The sequence below is a fragment of the Vreelandella nanhaiensis genome (genome assembly GCF_003990185.1).
GTDB classification, from domain to species: Bacteria; Pseudomonadota; Gammaproteobacteria; order Pseudomonadales; family Halomonadaceae; genus Vreelandella; species Vreelandella nanhaiensis.
On sequence record NZ_RZHF01000004.1, the window covers coordinates 418,375 to 438,664 of the forward strand.

The 20,290-nt window shown below is 52.1% G+C and carries 14 protein-coding genes; 5 read left to right on the forward strand and 9 right to left on the reverse strand.

The features are described 5' to 3' along the window. Window positions 1-532 precede the first annotated feature (532 nt). The gene (locus ELY38_RS02290) at window positions 533-898 is read right to left on the reverse strand and encodes a winged helix-turn-helix transcriptional regulator (RefSeq protein ID WP_127059887.1); all 366 of its coding nucleotides are present in this window, start codon (window positions 896-898) and stop codon (window positions 533-535) included. A 93-nt stretch (window positions 899-991) separates the two neighbouring features. On the opposite strand from ELY38_RS02290, the gene ELY38_RS02295 reads away from it, so the two are divergent. After that, complete coding sequence (locus tag ELY38_RS02295; protein ID WP_127059888.1) at window positions 992-1,726, forward strand: SDR family NAD(P)-dependent oxidoreductase; 735 nt, start codon at window positions 992-994, stop codon at window positions 1,724-1,726. A 147-nt stretch (window positions 1,727-1,873) separates the two neighbouring features. Here the strand turns inward: ELY38_RS02295 and ELY38_RS02300 are convergent, their stop codons facing one another. The 8 genes from ELY38_RS02300 to ELY38_RS02335 form a co-directional block, all read right to left on the reverse strand. Continuing rightward, window positions 1,874-2,191, reverse strand: a complete 318-nt coding sequence (locus ELY38_RS02300; protein ID WP_246009051.1) for an MBL fold metallo-hydrolase — start codon at window positions 2,189-2,191, stop codon at window positions 1,874-1,876. Window positions 2,192-2,786: 595 nt separating this feature from the next. Next, on the reverse strand, window positions 2,787-6,761 hold the full coding sequence (locus ELY38_RS02305) for an NACHT domain-containing protein (RefSeq protein ID WP_127059889.1): 3,975 nt from the start codon (window positions 6,759-6,761) through the stop codon (window positions 2,787-2,789). 171 nt (window positions 6,762-6,932) lie between these two features. Next, window positions 6,933-7,592 carry a hypothetical protein gene (locus ELY38_RS02310; protein ID WP_246009052.1) on the reverse strand — a complete coding sequence of 220 codons (660 nt, stop codon included), beginning with the start codon at window positions 7,590-7,592 and terminating at the stop codon, window positions 6,933-6,935. Next, window positions 7,589-8,830: a hypothetical protein gene (locus tag ELY38_RS02315; protein WP_127060143.1), complete on the reverse strand. Its 1,242-nt coding sequence runs from the start codon at window positions 8,828-8,830 to the stop codon at window positions 7,589-7,591. Before ELY38_RS02315 ends, ELY38_RS02310 begins: the two co-directional genes overlap by 4 nt. Window positions 8,831-8,838: 8 nt before the next feature. Beyond that, window positions 8,839-9,468: a condensin complex protein MksE gene (locus ELY38_RS02320; RefSeq protein ID WP_127059890.1), complete on the reverse strand. Its 630-nt coding sequence runs from the start codon at window positions 9,466-9,468 to the stop codon at window positions 8,839-8,841. Continuing rightward, window positions 9,465-13,130, reverse strand: a complete 3,666-nt coding sequence (locus tag ELY38_RS02325) for an ATP-binding protein (protein WP_127059891.1) — start codon at window positions 13,128-13,130, stop codon at window positions 9,465-9,467. The genes ELY38_RS02320 and ELY38_RS02325 overlap by 4 nt, the downstream gene beginning before the upstream one ends. A gap of 88 nt (window positions 13,131-13,218) precedes the next feature. Then, window positions 13,219-14,247 carry a histone deacetylase family protein gene (locus ELY38_RS02330; protein WP_127059892.1) on the reverse strand — a complete coding sequence of 343 codons (1,029 nt, stop codon included), beginning with the start codon at window positions 14,245-14,247 and terminating at the stop codon, window positions 13,219-13,221. Next, entirely contained in the window at window positions 14,244-14,951 is a 708-nt protein-coding gene (locus ELY38_RS02335) for a GntR family transcriptional regulator (RefSeq protein ID WP_127059893.1), read from the reverse strand. The genes ELY38_RS02330 and ELY38_RS02335 overlap by 4 nt, the downstream gene beginning before the upstream one ends. Window positions 14,952-15,204: 253 nt before the next feature. Here ELY38_RS02335 and ELY38_RS02340 point away from each other — a divergent pair, with 253 nt between their 5' ends. From ELY38_RS02340 to ELY38_RS02355, 4 genes are all read left to right on the forward strand, one after another. Beyond that, entirely contained in the window at window positions 15,205-16,761 is a 1,557-nt protein-coding gene (locus ELY38_RS02340; protein ID WP_127059894.1) for an ABC transporter substrate-binding protein, read from the forward strand. 61 nt (window positions 16,762-16,822) lie between these two features. Beyond that, window positions 16,823-17,800 carry an ABC transporter permease gene (locus ELY38_RS02345; protein ID WP_127059895.1) on the forward strand — a complete coding sequence of 326 codons (978 nt, stop codon included), beginning with the start codon at window positions 16,823-16,825 and terminating at the stop codon, window positions 17,798-17,800. Then, window positions 17,797-18,630 (forward strand): ABC transporter permease, encoded by an 834-nt coding sequence (locus ELY38_RS02350; protein ID WP_127059896.1) that lies wholly within the window; start codon window positions 17,797-17,799, stop codon window positions 18,628-18,630. Before ELY38_RS02345 ends, ELY38_RS02350 begins: the two co-directional genes overlap by 4 nt. Before the next feature lie 9 nt (window positions 18,631-18,639). Continuing rightward, on the forward strand, window positions 18,640-20,271 hold the full coding sequence (locus ELY38_RS02355; RefSeq protein ID WP_127059897.1) for an ABC transporter ATP-binding protein: 1,632 nt from the start codon (window positions 18,640-18,642) through the stop codon (window positions 20,269-20,271). Window positions 20,272-20,290: the final 19 nt, after the last annotated feature.

The window sequence follows — 20,290 nt, forward strand, 5'->3', positions numbered from 1 at the left end:
GTTATGTAGCCAGCTCATTTGACTCTACCCCATTGTTTCTATTGTGGGCAAAGAAAAATTTGGCTGCATATCCAAAATTCGCGTGCCTAAGCATTTTGCCGGTTTCACTCATGCGGACACCCAGTATTACGCATGCGGGGCCTGGTTTATAGGGTATAGCCTCACGACCAATAGATACGTACTCACACCTGCCCACTAAACCACTGCGGCTTAAGCCCCCGCTGCTTATCCAACAGCAGTATTAAGTATTCATGCATTGGATGAGCAGAGGGCAGCGTAGCAAGGTGTTTGCGCAGCCTGCGCTGGTAGGGAAACGGCTCAGCAGGCACGTGTAGTGGCGTTGCTATCCATCGTTTGGCTTACCCCGTTGGGATCGAAATCGCCAACGTAGATATATAGCCGCTGGGTTTTGCGCCACGCCTCGGCCAGCAAGGAGAAATCACCGCCGTATTGGCTATCGCCAAGGTAGACGACCAGCGGGTTTGAGTAGCCGCTTAGCGTTGGTAAAGCGGCCGTTCAGCTCATCGACCTCCTACCGGCTGGCTTTGCGGCGGTCCATCGCTGCGGCAATGTCCTCTTCGTGCGCTTCACCCCAGCTGCAAAGCGGCTCCATGGCCCGTACCAGGCTTACCCCGAAGGGCGTCAGCGAGTAGTCGACGCGCAGCGGGATCTCCCCATAGTCGGTTCGCCGGACGATGCCGTCGGACTCAAGCTCTTTCAGCTGCTGGATCAACATTTTGTCACTCACGCCCCGGACGCTTCGCTTGAGCTCGCCGTAACGCGTCGGCCCCTTGTTTAAAAAGAACAGAATTAACGGCTTCCACTTCCCGGTGATCACGTGCAGCGTCGCATGCAGGCCGCAAATGAAACGTGGGTTTTCTGAGTTTTCTTTCGCCATAACGATACTTACCAAAAGGTGCATACTTGAACATTTGTAAGTGGGTTATATATCGTTAAAGCGAATCGAGTCAACACACACGGAGACCCAAACATGAATCGGCTAAACGGTAAAATCGTACTCATCACAGGCGGAGCCAGTGGCATCGGTCTGGCCTCGGCCCAACGCCTCATCGACGAAGGCGCCTTCGTCTTCATTGTCGGACGGCGCCAGGATGTCCTCGACAACGCGGCGGTGGCACTGGGACCCAACGCCCGGGGTCTCCAGGCCGATGTGACGAAGCCAGAGGATCTCGACCGCGTATTCGAGACAGTCCAGAAAGAGAAAGGGCACCTGGACGTACTGGTGGCCAACGCGGGCGTCGGCGAATTCGCAAGCCTGGGGCAGATCACCTCCGAGCACTATGACTACATCTTCGACATCAACGTCAAAGGCACCCTCTTCACCGTCCAGAAGGCTCTGCCCCTGATGAAAAATGGCGGCTCCATCATCCTCACCGGTTCTACGGTGGGCAGCATGGGCACCCCGGCCATGAGCATCTACAGTGCCTCCAAGGCGGCCGTGCGCAATTTGGCGCGCAGCTGGGCGCATGACCTCAGGGGAACGGGCATTCGCGTGAACGTCATGTCGCCAGGCCCGACCCAAACAGACAAGGTGATGGAACTACTCCCACCCGAAGCCCTGAGCGAGATGAACCGGGCCATACCGCTTGAGCGCTTTGGCGACCCCAAGGAAACCGCAGCCGCAGTGGCGTTCCTGGCGTCCGACGATAGCAGCTTTATGACCGGGAGCGAGGTGTTCGTTGACGGGGGCTACGCTCAGGTTTAGGGCTAACTGGGAACCGGGAGGCAATGCACTAGAAGTGGTCAGTTTGGTTAAGAACGAATCGATCTGACCCTTTTTATATCTGAGATGAGACATCTACATGCACAATATTAAATTCAATGAGGCCATTGCCATGGTGAGTCCACGATGTCACCCCCTCAAAGGTAGCCTCCAGCTATGCCTTGATACCGGCAGGCGCATAAGGGTCAGCGGCGCTTTCCGGCCACCCATTCCCGCACTCGCCAATATACCCGGCAACCCATAGCAGTGGTCGCCGTGCACGTGGGTAATCAAGATAGCTTTCAATGAATAGAACGACAGCTTTGTATGCAAGACCTGATGCTGAGCGCCCTCACCACAATCAATCAGGTACCAGCCTTTCCCCTTGCTCTCTCGTAAAGCGATTCCAGAAACGTTGCGTTGCTTGGTGGGTACACCAGTGGAGGTGCTGAGAAAGAGTAGGTTCATAACCCTCCATAGTATTTATTTTTTTACTAGTGGAACTGTCGCCAAACATCTTTAGAGATACACTTTTTGATCACTTAAGCTATTATCAATGATTGATACGTCACGCAGCGAGTCATATAAATAATAAGGATAATATACCAAGCCAATCTTAAGAATGCTAAAAATATAGCTTGACCGAGTTTTCTTCGTTAAGGCTTTAACCTCTGATGAATTAAAATTTATTCGGCTTTATTATGTACGCATTGCTGACTACCATCGTCACCACGACCTGAAAAGAATCAAACATTAGACTTTAGAAATGCATCACTAGCACTACTCATTAGGAGCTGAAGGGCAAACAGAACCTTAACTAGTGCTATCTATAAAAAGCACAAAATAAGTTATAAAAAAACCTCATCAAACCAACAGCTACTCTTGCGTCATAAAAAACTATACTAAGAGGACAAGCTTTTTAAAAAAAGACGCCACAACGCACTAAGATTCGGCAATAAAAAATATTAATTAAAACAAAAAAACTTTTAGCTTTGGAAGAATTAAACTAGAACGGAGAGGTGCCTTAGAGCACCTCTTACACTTATGCTATTACATTAGATACTTAATCTTCCTGCTTTAACCAGTCGCTTAAACACTTCTTTTTGGATACCGGAGAAGACGAGCGCTCACGCCATTTTGAGAGAATAATTTGCATTCTACGGCTCATAATGTAGTTATCCCTATATAAGTCAATAAGCCTTCCTAGCAATGTTGCAGACTTATCATTATTTGGTAAAAGCTTTTTCTCCGCAAATCTTAGCATTGATAATATTAACCATTCTGGAGATTCTGAATCTAAAAGATCAAAGAATAAATCATCAATATTTTGCTTAAAAAATTGCTCTTCTGTCACTCCATTAACCGCACTACCAATAACTAAAAAGCAAGAAATAGAAGCTTGTCGAAAAAGCCTTTCCTCATTTGGATTCGCAAATATTTCAAATAAACCAGAGCTAGTGATCCCAAATATAGAGTAAGGATCAGCTTGCATATCATTGCTATACTCGCGCTTACTAAATCTTGGAAGCTCATTAATAGAATTTCTTATGGTAACTAATGCGGATGCAAATAATGGTAACAACTTTTTCTCATTAATCAAATCTATGTTGAATGGGCTTATTTCAACTTCAAAGCGTTCAGAAACAAAATTTTCAACCTGTACTTCTGATAATCTGTCCAAAAATATTTCCCTTAACTCTTGCTCTCTAGAACCAGCAAGCTTGAATAAATTACCCCAATGCAATATGTGAGGGGCATATTCTTCAGGTTGAGAAAAAACATGCTCAATTAAATCAGCTGGTTCTAAATCTTCAAAAAATTCTAAATCACCATCAGTTTCCCAATGAATTAAAATGCTAGCAGCAAGATTCGAGTAATCTCGACAAATGGCTTTCCAGCTAGCTTTTGAAAAACCACCATGTATTGCAACCATATCAGCATAAGGACGAATATTACGTCCATCAAGCTTTCCAGTCTTAATAAGCTTGTCGTAACTTGATCTATCAAGAAAAGAAAGCTTTTTTATAAACTCTAAATTATCATGTCTCAAAGAATCTAATGGAAGCATCGCACATATATAACTCGGAGCTAGCTTCTCGAAACCAACTATCCTAGTCGAAAACGAATAATAATTCTGAAAATCCTCATAGCTTTTAGTTTTAGCTAGAACAATTGTTGATGCACAATATTGAAAAAAGGGACTAAGCTCATTATAACATTCAATTTCAAAATCAATTGAGGATGGTATAGAGCCAGACTGCCAATTATCTTTAAAAACTTGAAATTCAAGCCCTTTATATTTCCACCTAGGGGTTATAATATTTTTCTCTTTACTAGGCACATCTTTTATAAACAAACTAAGCAATTTTTTCTTAAAATTAGAAAGCTTAGCAAACTCAGAACATTGCAAACTTGTCTTTAGGTTATCAATTAAGACACCTAGCAATAGTGAATAGTCAAGTCCTACTCTAATTTCATCCTCGTTAAGAATGGAAATCAACCCACCAATAAACCATTCCTGAACATTATCATTTCTTTCTTCATAACGGGCAAATCTAGAAATATTTCTTTTATGAACTGTTAGTATTGCATTAATATAGCATGAAGATGATTTCATTATTCTATTGAGAACGCGCAAATACTGATCACTTTCTATACTAAGAGATTTAGTAAGTACACTTGCAGCACCAACTTGCTCTTCCTCACTAGCTTCAAACAAGTACTCAATCATACAACCTTGCAGCCATATCCTTGTATTAGAGTGACTTACATCAGCCATTAAACCTATAAGCGCGCTATCTAATGTACTATACAAAGGTGTCAATACACTTTTAAAATTTTGTCGTACTCGACGGTCTTGTTCTAAAACTCCCTCAGTTATTAACCTAAGCGCTAGAATCGCTCCAATAGCTAATCTTTTTCTAAAAATTTGCTTAAAATGACACCCCTCCCAATTATCAGTAGAAGAAAGCACATCCGCAGACATAGCCAACTCGGAAATTCTTCCATTAACTACAAGAGAGCTTAGCAAAAAGTGCATAACCTCTCGCCAATGAGCATCTGCACATATAACATCTATACGATCACGCATTGTAATAGCTGTCACGTCTGTGTAAATAAACTCACCTGCAAAAAACTCTTGTAGCTGCCGAATATCGAATCTTACATAATCACTATTATCAGGAGTATTAACAAAGACTAAACGCTCAGTTGTCGCCTCCATTAGAGCATTCAAAGTTTCATCTATGTTAGTTTCAGACAATATTGTTACCGTTTCTTTAGAAAGCTTTTCAAATTCTTTTTTCTCAAGAGTAGCTTCAGCTCCGTCACTAATTTCTGCTTTTGCATGCAATGCAATTCCAAGCCTAGCATGGATTGCTTTTAAGAGTTTATCTTCTCGTAAAAGAATATTGATTCTAGGATCTTTAAAGTTTTTCTGGCTTTCCCTTTTTTTCATAACTCGATAAAAGTTTTCAAACAGCTCCCATCGTTTTTCCGGTGGCCTTCCTCCATCTCGGACAACAACCGCCATAATATGCGATTGAAGAGGAGTCGTCATTAACTCGCGAACTTGTGCAGAATGCATTGCATTTGAAAGAGTTTCAACAGAATCATCACCTTCCGATTCAGTACGACCAAATCTAACTACTGCAGTTGCGCAAAGTAGAGCTATATGTGTTGGTAAGTGTGAAAGAACTGCTGTACTAGCATCTAATTTTTCAAATTGTCCGGAATATCCTTGTGGTCTGGTAGTGCACAAAATCAGTGCATCTGAATCAATAGAAGGTAAAACCTCATCAGTGAATTTTATTATTTCATTAGCGATGTTGTCTTTTACATCATTTGGTACTTCATCAAGCCCATCAAAATTAAAAAACCAGCTTTTAGTGCTGATCACCCTTTTAAGAGTGCCGGGTAAAACTTGCTGCTCTGTTTTTGCCTCAATTCTTTCAGCCAAATAACTAAGCATACCTTTTGATTCTTTATCATCTCTTCCTCCATACCAAGTAGCGAAATCTTTAAGCTCTACCTGAACAGGAATACGTGGCACATTAGTCCACAGCCCTAGCTGCTCTGCGACTAATTTCAATTCGCTAGCGGTTTCTTCTACTGCGGGAAGAACGTTAGGCCCCCCTTTATTCAATATAAATGACGCTCTTTGAATTTGACTATAAAATTGACCTAAAGTTGATTTACCTTGCCCTGGACCACCCTTTAATATAAACACACGAGAACGTTTTAAAGCTTTACCATAGTTTCTTCCTCGAATTGACTCATTACTCCAGCAAGAAACTTTGTGATTACATGCTGCACTAGATGAAAGCGTATCTAAAAAATTTTCATATTGACAACTATCTACAGCAAAAGGCAAATCAACAAACAACTGATGAATTTTTGGCCTCGCATCAGAAGATGAACCGGCTTGTTCTAACTTAGTATAAGCTTGCTCATTAAACTGATTAACTATTAAATGATCAATTATCGCTTTAGCTTGAGCATATTTATCATTTATGCTTTCATACAAACTAGATAACACATTACCCGGTGTCAAAAAATGCCCATAGTGCCTAGCAACTTCAAGATCTTTGCCTAAAAAATCTAATATTTTCCTCCCACCCCATATATCAAATTTTATTTTATCAGATAGCTCAGAGTGTACTAATTTTTTTATCTTATCGTAGCTGCCAGTATTTTTAACCGCAGTAGGTTCAATATTAGTAGCTATAATCCATATATCAGGAACTGGCCGGCTGCGTTTGTGAAATAAATTAATTTCATTGCGAACTTGTTCATATAACCATTTTTGCTGATTTTTACTTAAATTCGGCTTATGGAACTTAGATTGTATATACCACACTCCTGACCATGAATTCTTAACAGTAGGATAAGGAGCTGCACCTTCCAAATAACCATCTCTTCCTCCGTCAGCCCCATCAGCAAATCCAGTAACACCATTCCCAAGCACACGCATAGCCAAGTAATTAACCATACTCTCAAACGAGTGACTATCTAACTGACTCAATTCATATGATGACATTATGTTCTATTCCCTAATAAAAATAAATTATAATTAATTTTAAAAATTTAACTTTATATCGAAAACTCAATAGAGTTGAATAGTTCCGAAAACATTGTAGTTAACTGAGTAACCTGCCAGGCAATCAAAACATAACTACCGTAATTTCGCTATCCCTTCAATAACACTATATCAGTCCTGATTAAATTTTATGAGTAACGCCAGAGTGACGCCTTTGCCGTCACAGTAACCTATGTAGATATGTGTTCGGCGGGTTTTGCGCCACACCTCGGCCAGTAAGGCAAAGCCACCACCGTAGTGGTTATCGCTACGGTAGACGACCAGCGGATTTATGTATCCCCTTAGCGCTGAAATATCCGGCGAAGACTCATAGAAGCTGTCCAGGTTTTCAACCTGAATCAAGGCGCTAAACGTGCTCAGCTTTAGCGCCTGCACATCCACATCACGAATTGTGTGCGGCTCACTGGAAAGCCCTGCTATTGGCTGAGGCGGAAAGCTTACGAGCACCCGCCGTGCGCGGGGGCTTTCGCGGTTGGTTTTATCCTCTTCTAGCCCCTCTTTGGCCTGGGCGCTGCTGGTCAGGCTACTGAGTGAACGGCCTAGCGGCGCTATTCGGGCGCTGTCTAATACATCGTTGATCTGTGCGAGCAACGCGGGGTCAAAGCGCAGTGCTCTACTGTTGATTCGCGAGGCCAGGTCAATGTCGTGCTGGTGGCACCAGGCGACCACGTCGTCTACCCATTGGCGGCGGGGCTTTTCCACCGTGGGCTGGCGGAGCAGTTCGCGGGCGACGCCGTTAAGCCCATTGTGTGCGCGGCTGGGTAGGTTCATACGGCCAGCTGCAGTTCAACGTCGTGGATCAGGCGCAGGTGATTGAAGGCACTCGCTTGAGTCTCCTGTTGTTTAAGGCGAAATGCGCGCTGGTCGTTGCGCGGCAGGCCCTGGTACTCGGCAATCACCTGGAACAGCCAGATTTCATCGGGCCACTCCAGTGGGCTTTCGTGCAGGTACTCAAGGGCGCTGACTGGTTCTGCCTGGGGCTGATCGATCACACTTAAATAGAAGTGTTCAACATCCTGCTTAAGTGCCTGTTGGCGGGCGGCGGCCAAGCTACTTTCCTGCGCTTGAGCAGGTGCCGCTGCTTCCACCGTTTGTGTGGTGTGGCGCGGCTGAGGCAGTTGATGCAGCAGGTCGGCGAGTACCTGGCACTCCAGGTTGCGGTCTAGCGCTGGGGCGGCCGCCGCGTTTAGCGGGGCGGCTTGATTGACCAGCGCGGGCACCTCGCTGCGCCGGGCGTAGTTGCTGGGCATAAAACCTGGGTGCTCGCGCATAAACGCAGCCATACCGCTGATCAGGCGGCTGCGCGCCTGCTGCTTACGAAAGCGCGCCATCAGTTCGATCAAGCGCCGCTGCACTTCGCGCAGGCCGGTGTAGTGGTGGCTTAACTGCTGTTGAAGCTGGCTGATCAATAGCTTGCGCAGGCTGCCATCGCTGCCTACCAGCTCTATCAACTCGTCAAAGTTAATCAGCGCCAGGCCATCCAGAAGCCTGGCGATCTGTTTCTGGGCGCGGTCGTTTTCACGGATTTTGTCGTTGAGCTGGCTGACGAAGCCAAAATCGCTATTCAGCCGCTGCCAGAGGCTGTCGATGGCATCGGCGAAGCGGCCATTCAGGTCGTCGACTTCCTGACGCAGGCGCATTAGTTGCTGCTCTAGCCGCCAGTGTTCGCCCCGGCTGCGCGCCTCGCGGTAGCTGTGCACCAGGGCACGAATCAGCTCCAAGGTTTCGGCCACATCGGCATTCACATGGCGGCGGGTCTCGTCGGCGAGCATTTCGGCGATCAGTTCACGCACCTTGGGCGCCAGCTTCACGCCGCTGTGCTCATCCGGCCGCCACAAAATACGCGCCGCCAGTAGCTTGCGCAGGGCGCTATCGCTGAGCGACTCCAGCGGCACTTCATCGCGGGTGTAGGCCTGCATGAGAACATCGGAATGCTTGCCCAGCAGCGCCAGCCGTTCGCTGCCGGTTTTCAGCAGGCGGCTTTCCAGCTCGTTCACACTGCTATTCATACTCTTGCTCACAAGAGGACCTCCTGCTTGCCCTCTTCACCTTCGGCATCAATCGGCAGGTTCTCTTCATCGCGGATAAAGCGCACCAGGTCTACCAGGTAGTCGATCTTGCCGGTCACCACGAACACCTGCCGCTCTGAATGCGGCTGAAGCAGGTAGCCGTGCTCCTTCAGGCGCTTGAAGACCTGCTTTGCCTGGGCATCCAGCTGATCGCTCTGCGAGCCGAAAAAGCTGTCGGTGGCCAGGCGTTCCAGGCGTTCGCGCAGGCTTTGGTTGTCTTCACACTTGGCGCTGAATTCGGCCGGTTTGAGTACATCGCCGGGGGCCGCCAGGGTATCGCGGCCCAGCGCTTCTTGAACCAGCTGTAGCCACTCTAGCAGCGGCAGCAGGCTGTTGAGTGTCTCACCCAGCTGGCGTGAAAGCTGATCCCGAGCGCTGTCATTCAGCTGTCGCCAGGCCAGGAAATACACGCTGCCGTCTTCATTGCTGGCCAGCCGCCGATTAAGCGGCCGCAGGTAGATGTCGATCTCCTCGCGGGTCTCTGCATTGCTCAAGTGGCGATAGCCGCTTTCATCACTCACCGGGCAGATAAATTCCCCGGCGAGTAACCGCTCAAGCAGTGGGCCATGTTCGATCATACCGTCACCTCCTGCTGACGTTCCTGGAGCCGCTCAGCCAAGCGGCTCAGGCGCGGTTCAATACGTTTTAATACCCGCTTGCTGGGGTTGGCATCAGCGCGATCAATCAGGTAGCGATTAGCAAACAGCAGTAGCACGTCGGATTCAGGGTTGGGGAACGCGCCGACGATATGAATACGGTTGCTGTCGCAGGCGTCGAAGAGTTTTTCGACGTTGTGGTAGGCCAGCGTGCCGATCTCATCGATGGGCCAGTGGATGGCGATGTCCGCATCACCGCGCAGCAGGCGGGTAAACGCGAGCAGGAATTTGCATAGAATCAGGTACGCCATGCCGTGGCTTGACGACTCCAGCAGCTGGCGGTCGTTCTTAATCACCAGGTCCGTGCCGCCTTCATTCAAGCGCAGTTCCAGGCGCAACAGGCTTTCAAAGCTGTACTGCTGGTCGCTGCGCAGTAAATCGACCACGTCCGCCAGGGTGTTCAAGTAGTCGTCGCTGGGTAGCGTCTGGCCGGATTCACGCCACTCTTTATAGCGCTGGGCAAACAGCTTCAACGGCTCCCAGAAGCCCAGCTCATCAATGGTGGACTGAATACGCACTTCGGCCTTGCTGATGCCTTCCAGGCGCAGGTCGTCGGCGACTTCTTCAGAAAGCCGACGGCTCTGGGCGCTGATGCGTCGGTTCAAATCGCGGAAAACGGTAAAGAACTTGTCCAGGTCGTCACTCAGGTTGCGGCCTTCCTGAATCAACTGCTGCTGTTGGTCTTCGAGCAGTTTGAGCATGTCGCGCAGTAGCGGCAGCTGCAGGCGCGGGTTGTCGCTTTGCAGCTTGCTGCGCTCGCTCTCCAGCGCTTCGGCAAAGCTGCTACTGGCGTCCTTGATCAGTTGACTTTCAACATCCAGGCAGCCACGGCGCAGCTGTTCGATTAACTGGTGGCGATTGCCCAACGCCTGGCGGGCGCGCTCAATGCGCTCGTCCACATCGCCCAGCGGCGCAGCCGGGGCCTGTCCGACAGGCTCAATGGCGAGGCCTTCCAACTGTGTCAGCAGTGGCTTTAAGGCTTCCAGGCTGGCGTGTTCGCTTTCGCGCTGAGTTTTAAGCGTGCTGACGGTGCTTTGGTGGGTTTTGCGCGCCGTCTGAAAGTCGTTTTTCAAACGCTCTTTATCGCGTTGAAGCTGTTGCTCGGCTTGCTCCAACTCGGCTTCTTGGGTGACTAGCTGCGGCTTGTGCTGCCCCCACTCAACGCGCATAAAGCGGGTGTATTCGGTAAGTTCATCCTGACGCGCGGCGGTAACGCGGATGCGCTCCTCCTGGCTTGCTAGGCGCTCTTTAGTGGCTTTTAGCTTGGCGGGGTCAACGCCCTGCTCGGCCAGTTCCTGGCTGAAGGCCTCTTCCAGTTCCGCTCGCTGACGCTGGTGCTCGGTGTTGGCATCGCTCAGCTGCTGCTTGTACTGGCGCAGCTGGGCATCCAGGCTATCCAGCTGGCTTTGGCCGTCGGCTTTTAATTCCAGCAGTTGGCTTTGATGGGTTTCACCCAGCGCTTTGAGGGCTTGCTGTTTCTCTTCACGCAGCTCAGCTTGTGCCTGCTCCTGGCGAGCTAACGCGGCTTGATGAGTGGCACGGCGCTCCTGTTGATGCTTGGTGTGGCGCTCTTGCTGCTGGCGGCGCGCTTCCAAAGCAAACTCAACTTCCTGCTCGGCACGCTTATGGGCCATACGGCCTTGGTCTTGAGCTTCATCGGCCTGCTGGACGCGCTCGTTATGCTGTTTAAGCGCTTTCTCGGCCGCTTGGCACTCTGCCTGAACGCGCCGTTTGGCGCTATCTGCTTCTTCGATGGCGGCGAACAGCGTGGCTTCGTCCTGAGCGTAATCGGGCAAGGCAATGGCCGAGAGGTCCAGCGCCAGCCCAAACAGATCATCGCTGCCGCCGTCGGCTAATCGAGGCGCTAAATCGCGCCGCTCCAACAGCTCTGGGGCAATGACTTTGCCTAACTGCTGCTCCCAGCCGGGGCGGTGATAGCGCAGAAAATGGCGCAGGCTGCCCTGTTCGGGGTCACGCTGCTGATAGAGCGCGTAGCTGCGCTGCTCGGCGCGCTCAAGCTGCTGGCGAAGCTGCACTAGCTGCTGCTCGGCGTCATCCCGGGCGCGGCGGCAGCTTTCAAACTCGCGACGCAGGTTGTCTAGCGTGGCGGCCGATGCGTTACGCTCCTGCTGGGCCTGATCCAGGCGCGCCTGGGCCAGCTCCGCCTCGTTGGCTTCTTCGGCGGTTTGTGTTGAAAGTGAGAGCTGTGCTTTTAGCTCGGCCAACTGCTCAACGCCCAGCTCAAGCTGGGCCTGATATTCGCCTTCCAGGCGTTGGCGCTCTTGCTGGTAGCGTTCATTAAGCTGCTGCTCGGCCTCCCACTGCTGCTCACGGCGCAGGGCTTTCTCTTCCACCAAGGCGTCGATCAGCTCTTGGGCTTCGCCGGTCTGGCGGGCTAGGGCTTCGGAAAGTTCACGCAGGCGACCGTCGAGCCGTGCCTGGCTCTCTTTTACCGCATCCTGCATCACGTTCAGGTGGGCACGCAGCTGATCGCGCTGCTCGCGCCACTGGGGCAGCGCATTGATGTCCCGCTCCAGGGCGGGCATATCCGCCTCAAAATAGCGCTCGTACTGGGTTTGCAGATCATTAAGGCGGCGCTGGGTCTGCTGTAAATCGCTGACCACTTCGCTGTGGCGATCGTTAAGCTCGTCCCACGCTTGGGCGTAGTCGCTTTCCCGCTGTTGGAAGTCACGCTGATGGCGAGCGAGTTCGGCATCCACATCGGCCATGCGCCGCTCAGCCTGCTGGCGGTCGTCTTCAAGCTGGGGCTTAAGCTGCCAGAGGGTGGCATCAAGATGGGCAAGCTCGCGATCAATCCCGGCAAGCCGGGCGAGCGACGCCTGAAGGGGTTCCAGGCGCATGGATTGACGCATCTGAGCGATCCACTCCCGCGCCTTGGTGTTACGAATTCGCGTCACCGGTAGCTCAACGCCATCCTCTTCGAAAATCGCCGCCAGCATGGTTTTAAGGGTATCCATCTTGCCCTCTTTCGCATGCACCGCTGACACCAGCTTTTCGATATGGCGAATGCGCCGCTCGGGTTTGACCAGGCTGAACTGCGCGGCGATCTGGCGCAGCTTGAGTCCGTCACGGCTATTGCCGTGCAGCTGGGTAAAGTCGTTCTGGATCACCGAGCGAAATTCAGAGGTAGCACCGAGCTTGGGCGATACCGGCGTGCCGCTTCGGCGCAGGCCACTCGCCCACTGGGTGTAGTCGAGTGCGGCTACGCCTTGTTCGCTTTCGACCAGATAATCTTCGGCCTGATAAGGGGCGCCGACAAAGCGATACTCCACCCCACCCTCTTGCTTACGAGTCAGCACCGCCTGGCAGATATTGCCCGCTTCGCGGCGGTATTCGTACACCAGGTAGCTGTTGCGATGCGGCAGGTAGAACGCATCGAACTTCATGCGGGTTTTGGGCACTACCTTATTGGGCAGCTCGCCGTAAAACACCGGCACTAAGCGCTGAAGCGTGGTTTTTCCCGAAGCGTTGGTGCCGCAAATATTGGTGTGGCCGTCCACACTGAGTTCAACCACGCCTTCAAGGTGGCCGTGAATCATCACGATGCGTAGCAGGTGGGCCATGCCGTGTCCTTGATCGATAGAAATTCGAAAGCGGCTATCTTGCCAGACACCTGAATGGCTTGTCCTACTCTTCTCACACGCTTGGCGGCTAGCGTTGCTGTATATCCAGCATACCTTCGAAGAAACTCACCGCATTAGCCTCTAGCCCTTCTAGGTAGTAACCGCCCTCCTGTACCACCAGCGTGGGTAAATTCAAACCTGCTATCCGGCGGCCAAGCTCCGCAAACCCTGGGGTGGAGACGGCTACTTTGGCCTGTGGATCGCGCTCGTAAATATCAAACCCCAGCGCCAATACGATCGCATCAGGCTCAAACAGCCGAATGGCCTGGCAGGCCTCGTCCAAGCGTTCGAAAAATACCGATTCCTTTGATCCATGGGGCATCGGTAAGTTGAGGTTATAGCCCAGCCCGGCACCCTCGCCGCGTTCGTTCTCAAAACCAGTGACTGCCGGGTAGAAGTTGGTGGTATCGCCGTGGACCGAGATGTAGAGTACATCGTCACGCTGGTAGAAAATCTCTTGAATTCCCTGGCCGTGGTGCATGTCAGGGTCGAGCACGACGATACGCGGAAAGCGCGAGGTAAGATGCTGGGCCGCAATGGCCGCATTGTTAAGAAAGCAAAAGCCACCCGCAGAGTCGATGCCCGCATGATGACCAGGCGGGCGCGATAGCGCGTAGGCAAACCGCTCACCCGCTAATAACGCCTCGGCACCGGCGACCGCGCTCTGGGCTGACCAGTAGGCGGATTGCCAGGTATAGCAGCCCACCGGCGCGCTGCCGTCTACCAAGTAGCGCGCGGCCTCTGCCAAAATACCGCGTAGGGCGTTAGGTGAGCGTACGAAGATATTAGAGATCACTTCTTCGCCCCAATCTTCTCCTAGGGCGTGCCAGCGGGAATAGGCGCTCTCCAAGAAGCGAAGATAAGCCAGCGAGTGCACGGCTCTCAGCGGCGCCACGCCATAATCCATCGGTGGCTGCACAACAAACCCCAGCCGCTTGGCCGCCGCAAGCAAGTGCACGGCACGTTCAGGTACCTCCTGGGGCGTACGCATCTTCCCCCGCGAGAAATAGGTCTGTGGCTGATGAAGCGCTTGTTCGGCGTGGTAGAAGGTCTTCATCGCTTACTCTCCTGGCTCCCCAGCTCTTTTGGCTCCCCACCACCGCGTACAACGAACTTCCGTGCTACACCGATATGGTAGTCAATCGCCTCCCGGCAGGCAGCAGGGCTGCCGCTTGCCAGCGCTTCAAGCAGTTTGAAATGGCTGGTAGCAATTGTGTCCGGCGCGTCGTGGGTCTTGGTTATCAGGGCAATACATAGGCGAAGCTCGTGAGTTAGCCCATCAAATGCCTTTAGCAAGCGTTCGTTGCCCGCGTAGTGCAGCATTAAGCGATGAAACTGCAGATCTTCTTCGATCCGACGCGTCTCATCATTGCCAAGAGCGGCTTCACACAATATCTCTACCTGCTGCTCCAGGGCGCGCTGAGCCTCAACGCTATAGCGTTCGGTGAGGCGCTGGATGGCGTGACGCTCAAGGCACAGGCGTAGATCGAAAACATCCTCCAGTTCAACGGCATTCAACGCCCTGACAAAGAAACCGCGGCGCGGTTTTGAGATCAACAGCCCCCGGCTTTCAAGCAATCTAGCCGCCTCGCGCACCGGTGCCCGGCTAACACCCAAATCTCGAGAAAGCTGTACTTCCGAAAGGCGCTCACCAGGTAAAAAGTGTTGCTGAATAATCGCTTGGGTCAAATAGCCAGCGACTTGTTCAACTAGGTTCTGATGGTGGATAAAGGCCTTTGGCGCCACGGGTGATAAGGCCATCAATATTACTCATTAACATTATTGTGTATTTCAGTATGACGCAAAAAAGCATTCTGTCGATGAACGACTGCCGACTGTCGACAGCTTTAAAAACCGGTGCTATGGTCAAAAAAGCCCCAATAACCAATACAACCGGGCTTTAACACTATGCTTTAGCGCTTAGTTTTAATACTACGCTTAAGCACTACGACGCCTCGCTCGCCTAACGATAACGTAATTTTAATTACGTACTAATAACCGAGGAGCAGGAACAATGAGAGACCCTTTGGCTTTGGCAATTTCCGCTGCAGCACTCGCTTTTACGACCACCGCACTAGCCGATGACCCTAAACAGGGCGGCACCGTTAATACCATCGTTCAGCCAGAGCCGCCTGGCTTGGTACTGGGCATGATTCAAAACGCCCCAACCCGTGTCGTGGCCGGTAATATTTACGAAGGCCTGCTGCGCTACACCACCGACTTGGAACCTATTCCCCAACTGGCCGAGTCCTGGGATGTCAGCGACGATGGCCGCACTTATACGTTCCACCTTCGCGAAAATGTTGCGTGGCATGACGGTGAGCCGTTCACTGCTGACGACGTCGTATTCTCTGCTGATGTTTTCCACCGCGAACTAAACCCCAGTGCGCGGGCTGTTTTACAGCATGTGGAAAGCATTGAAGCCACCGATGAACATACGGTGGTGTTCACTCTGACCGAGCCTTTCGGCCCGTTCCTGCTCTCTTTTGAAGCGGGCACCTTCACCATGGTGCCGGAACACCTTTACGCAGGCACCGACTTCCGCAACAACGAACATAATGACCATCCTATCGGCACTGGCCCCTTTAAGTTTGCCAACTGGGAGCGGGGCACAGTGATTAAGCTGGTTAAAAACGACGACTACTACGAAGAGGGCCTGCCTTATCTTGATGGCGTCAACTGGCATGTTATTCCCGACGGTGGTTCACGTGCGGTGGCCTTTGAAAATGGCACGATTGATGTATTGCCAAGCGGCACCGTTGAAAACTTTGATATTCCGCGCTTATCCGAGATGGATAACGTCTGTGTGACTGAAGAGGGCCATGAGTACTTCAGCCCCTACTCCATGCTATGGATGAACAATCGCGAAGGCCCCACTGCCGACAAACGCTTCCGCCAGGCGGTGATGTACGCCATGGATCGTGAGTTTGCCCGTAATGTTCTGTGGAATGGTTTAGGCAAAGTGCCTCTCTCGGCTTTCGGCTCCAATGCCCGTTTTCAGGATGACACGCTAGAACCTTACGACTATAACCCTGAGCGCGCCCGTGAGCTGTTGGAGGAAATGGGCTACGACGGCGAAGAAGTCACTATCCTGCCGTTGCCCTACGGAGAAACCTGGACCCGCTGGGCCGAGGCCGTTCAGCAAAACCTGCGCGAAGTAGGTATCAACGTTCGCACGCAAGCCACCGATGTAGGCGGCTGGAATCAGCGTCTGGGCGACTGGGATTACGACCTCGCCTTTACCTACCTGTACCAGTATGGCGACCCAGCGCTGGGGATTTCACGCACTTACCTTTCCGACAACATCGCCAAGGGGTCGCCCTGGAATAATGTGGAAGGGTATGAAAACGCGCGTGTTGATGAACTTTTCAACGAAGCCGCTACCGCTTATCCGGATTCAGAGCGAGAAGCACTCTATAAAGAAGTGCAAGAGATCCTGCATGAAGATGTGCCCGTTGGCTGGCTGATGGAACTGGGCTTTCCGACCCTCTACCGCTGCGATGTGAAAGACCTCGTCAACTCTAGCGTAGGGCTGAACGAAGGCTTCAGGGATGCCTGGCTAGACCGCTAAGCCAAGCTCGTCCAGGTAGCGCAAGCTGCCTGGGCGCTCTATTGCTGTCAGGAAAATACTCATGCTTTATGCCCGCTTAATTATCATGCGGCTTTTCAAAGCCGTAATAGTGCTGTTCTTAATCGTGATTCTTAATTTTTTGCTCATCCAACTGGCCCCTGGCGACCCCGCAGCAATTCTGGCCGGTGAAGCGGGTGCTGCCGACCAGGAGTTTCTCAACCAGCTGCGCGAACGCTTCGGGCTTGACCAGCCCATGTATGTTCAGCTGTGGCGCTATGTCTCGGGTATCGCGATGCTCGATTTCGGCTACTCGTATCGGCTTGGCGTCCCGGTATTTGATCTGATCATGGCGCGGCTACCTGCGACTTTACTGCTCACCGGCACGGCTTTTCTAATCTCGCTGGTATTGGGCATTATTGCGGGCTCGATGGCCGCAGCACGGGTTAAAAAGCCCTCCGGCTCGATTATTATGGCGCTAGCACTAGTGTTCTACGCCACGCCGCTGTTCTGGGTCGCTTTGATGTCGGTGTTAGTGTTTTCCGTCTATCTAGACTGGCTACCGGCCTACGGCTTTTATACGGTTGGCGCTGGTTACACCGGTTTTGCCCTGATACTGGATGTCGCAAAACATCTGATACTCCCCGCCACAACCCTCGCGCTGTTTTTTATGGCGATCTACACCCGGATGACTCGTACGTCCATGCTGGACGCCGCCCAGCAGGACTACGTTAAAACCGCCCGAGCAAAAGGTTTAAAACCCAGCATTATTCAGCGTCGCCACGTGCTGCGAAATGCCCTGCTTCCCATTATTACTCTGGCAGGCTTACAGGCCGGGCAAATGGTGGGCGGTGCGATTCTGACGGAAACCGTATTTGCCTGGCCGGGCATCGGCCGGCTGATGTTCGAGGCGCTTCAACAGCGCGATTACAACCTGCTGCTAGGCATTTTCTTCTTCTCTGCTGCACTGGTCATTGTCTTCAATATTATTACCGACCTGGTGTACCGCTTGGCTGATCCGCGTATCAAGGGGGCCTCATGAGCTTTTTCGCACGCTTTGCGCAGAACCGTGGTGCCCTGGTGGGGCTGATTATCCTGCTGATGATTATCGCTATGGCGATTCTTGCCCCGCTGCTGTTTCCTGAATCTCCCTGGCGCATGGTGCAACGTCCCTTCCTGCCCCCCTTATCTCAGGAAGGTTTTCCTCTAGGCACCGATACCATGGGCCGCAACGTGGCCGCAGGCCTAATGCATGGCGCCTGGGTATCGCTGCTGATTGGCCTGGTATCTACCAGCGTGGCGCTGTTGATTGGCGTACCGCTAGGCGCCATTGCAGGCTATTACGGCGGGCTGATTGATGACATTCTGATGCGCTTCACCGAGTTCTTTCAGACTATTCCTAACTTTGCCCTGGCCATTGTGCTGGTCGCCATTATGCAGCCCAGCGTTACCTCCATTGTACTGGCCATCGCCTTGGTGAGTTGGCCTCCCGTGGCTCGCCTGGTGCGCGCTGAATTTATGTCTCTGCGCAACCGCGAGTATGTGGAGGCTGCCCGCTTAGTGGGGCAAACCAACACCACTATTATATTGCGCCAAATCCTGCCCAATACGCTTTCCCCGATTATTGTGCTGGCATCACTGATGGTGGCCACCGCGATTTTGCTCGAATCCTCTCTGTCGTTTCTCGGCCTGGGCGACCCTAACGTGATGTCCTGGGGCTATATGATTGGTGCGGCCCGCACCGTGATCCGTCAGGCGTGGTGGCTAAGCTTCTTCCCCGGTGTGGCCATTCTTCTGACCGTACTGGCGCTTAACCTAGTGGGCGAAGGCTTGGATGATGCCCTGAATCCCAAACTTTCCCGCGAGCGCTAGGAGCTTTTCATGTCTGATATAGCGACAGAGACCGTACTGAGTATCCGTCAACTTAGCGTAGCGTTACCCAAGGGCGCCGACCGGGCTTTAGCGGTTGAAAACATCAGTTACGACGTTAACCGCGGCGAAATCATGTGCGTGGTCGGTGAGTCTGGTTCGGGCAAGTCCATGGCCGCCAATACGGTAATGGGGCTGCTGCCCAAGGGCGTTCGACCCATTCAGGGCGAGGTTATTTTCGAGGGGCAGAACCTAATCACCTTGACCGAAAAGCAGCATATGGCGCTGCGCGGTCTCAAGATCGGCATGATTTTTCAGGAGCCGATGACAGCGCTCAACCCGCTTATGCGCGTTGGGGCGCAAATTGCCGAGGTCTTCGAGGCCCACGGCAAGCTCACGCCTAAACAGCGTCAGGCACGCGCTCTGGAGCTTTTAATTGAAGTGGGGATTCCTCAACCGGAAAAGGCGATCAGCGCCTACCCTTTTGAACTTTCCGGCGGGCAGCGTCAGCGGGTAGTTATTGCCATGGCACTGGCGTTAGAGCCGGTGCTGTTGATTGCTGATGAGCCAACCACAGCGCTGGATGTCACCACCCAAGCGCAGATTCTTGAGTTAATTCGTGACCTGCAACGCCGCAGGGGCATGGCGGTAATGTTTATTACCCACGATTTTGGCGTGGTGGCCGAGATAGCCAACCGTGTTTGCGTGATGCGCCACGGCCAGATTGTTGAAATCGGCGAAGCTAGCGAGGTTCTTGATCATCCTCAGAACGAGTACACCCAAGCGCTGATTGCCGCGATTCCCAGCAACGCTATGCCACCCCACCGAGAGACGAACACCACCGCCCCGCTGCTCGACATCAAACGGCTTAATAAAGTCTTCCGCTCCCGCGGGGGCTGGTTTAAACCGTCTCGCGAAGTGCGTGCTCTCGATGATGTTTCCCTCACTCTGGCCCGGGGTGAAACGGTTGGCATTGTGGGGGAATCCGGCTCGGGCAAGTCGACGCTTGGGCGCTGCGTGGTGCGATTGGAACATCCGGATGACGGCGAGCTACTGCTGGATGGTGTTAACCTTTCACAGCTTAAAGGCGATGCCCTGCGTCGTGAACGTCATCGGGTGCAGATGATTTTCCAGGACCCTTACGCCTCGCTCAACCCTCGCACTCGGGTGGGCATGGCGATTGCCCAGGGGCCGATCGCCAACGGTACGCCTAAAGCACAGGCCCTTAAGCAGGCGGGCGAGCTGTTAGACATGGTTGGCCTGGGTGCAAGCGCCGTTGAGCGCTACCCTCACGAATTTTCCGGTGGCCAACGCCAGCGGATCGGCATTGCACGCGCCTTGGCTCTTAACCCCGAATTGATCGTTGCCGATGAAGCCGTCTCGGCGCTAGACGTATCGATCCAGGCTCAGGTGCTGGAACTGCTTGAAGAGCTTAAGCAACGTCTGTCGCTATCGCTTTTGTTTATCACTCACGATTTACGCGTAGCCGCTCAGATTTGTGATCGTATCGTGGTGATGCAGCATGGCCGCATTGTTGAGCAGGGAAGCGCCGAGCAGATATTTTTACATCCTCGCGAGGCCTATACTCGCTCGCTGCTGGAGGCAATTCCCGGCCGCGGCGCATCGGTTGCCGTGACCGCTTAGCGGAAAGGCCCATTAATTC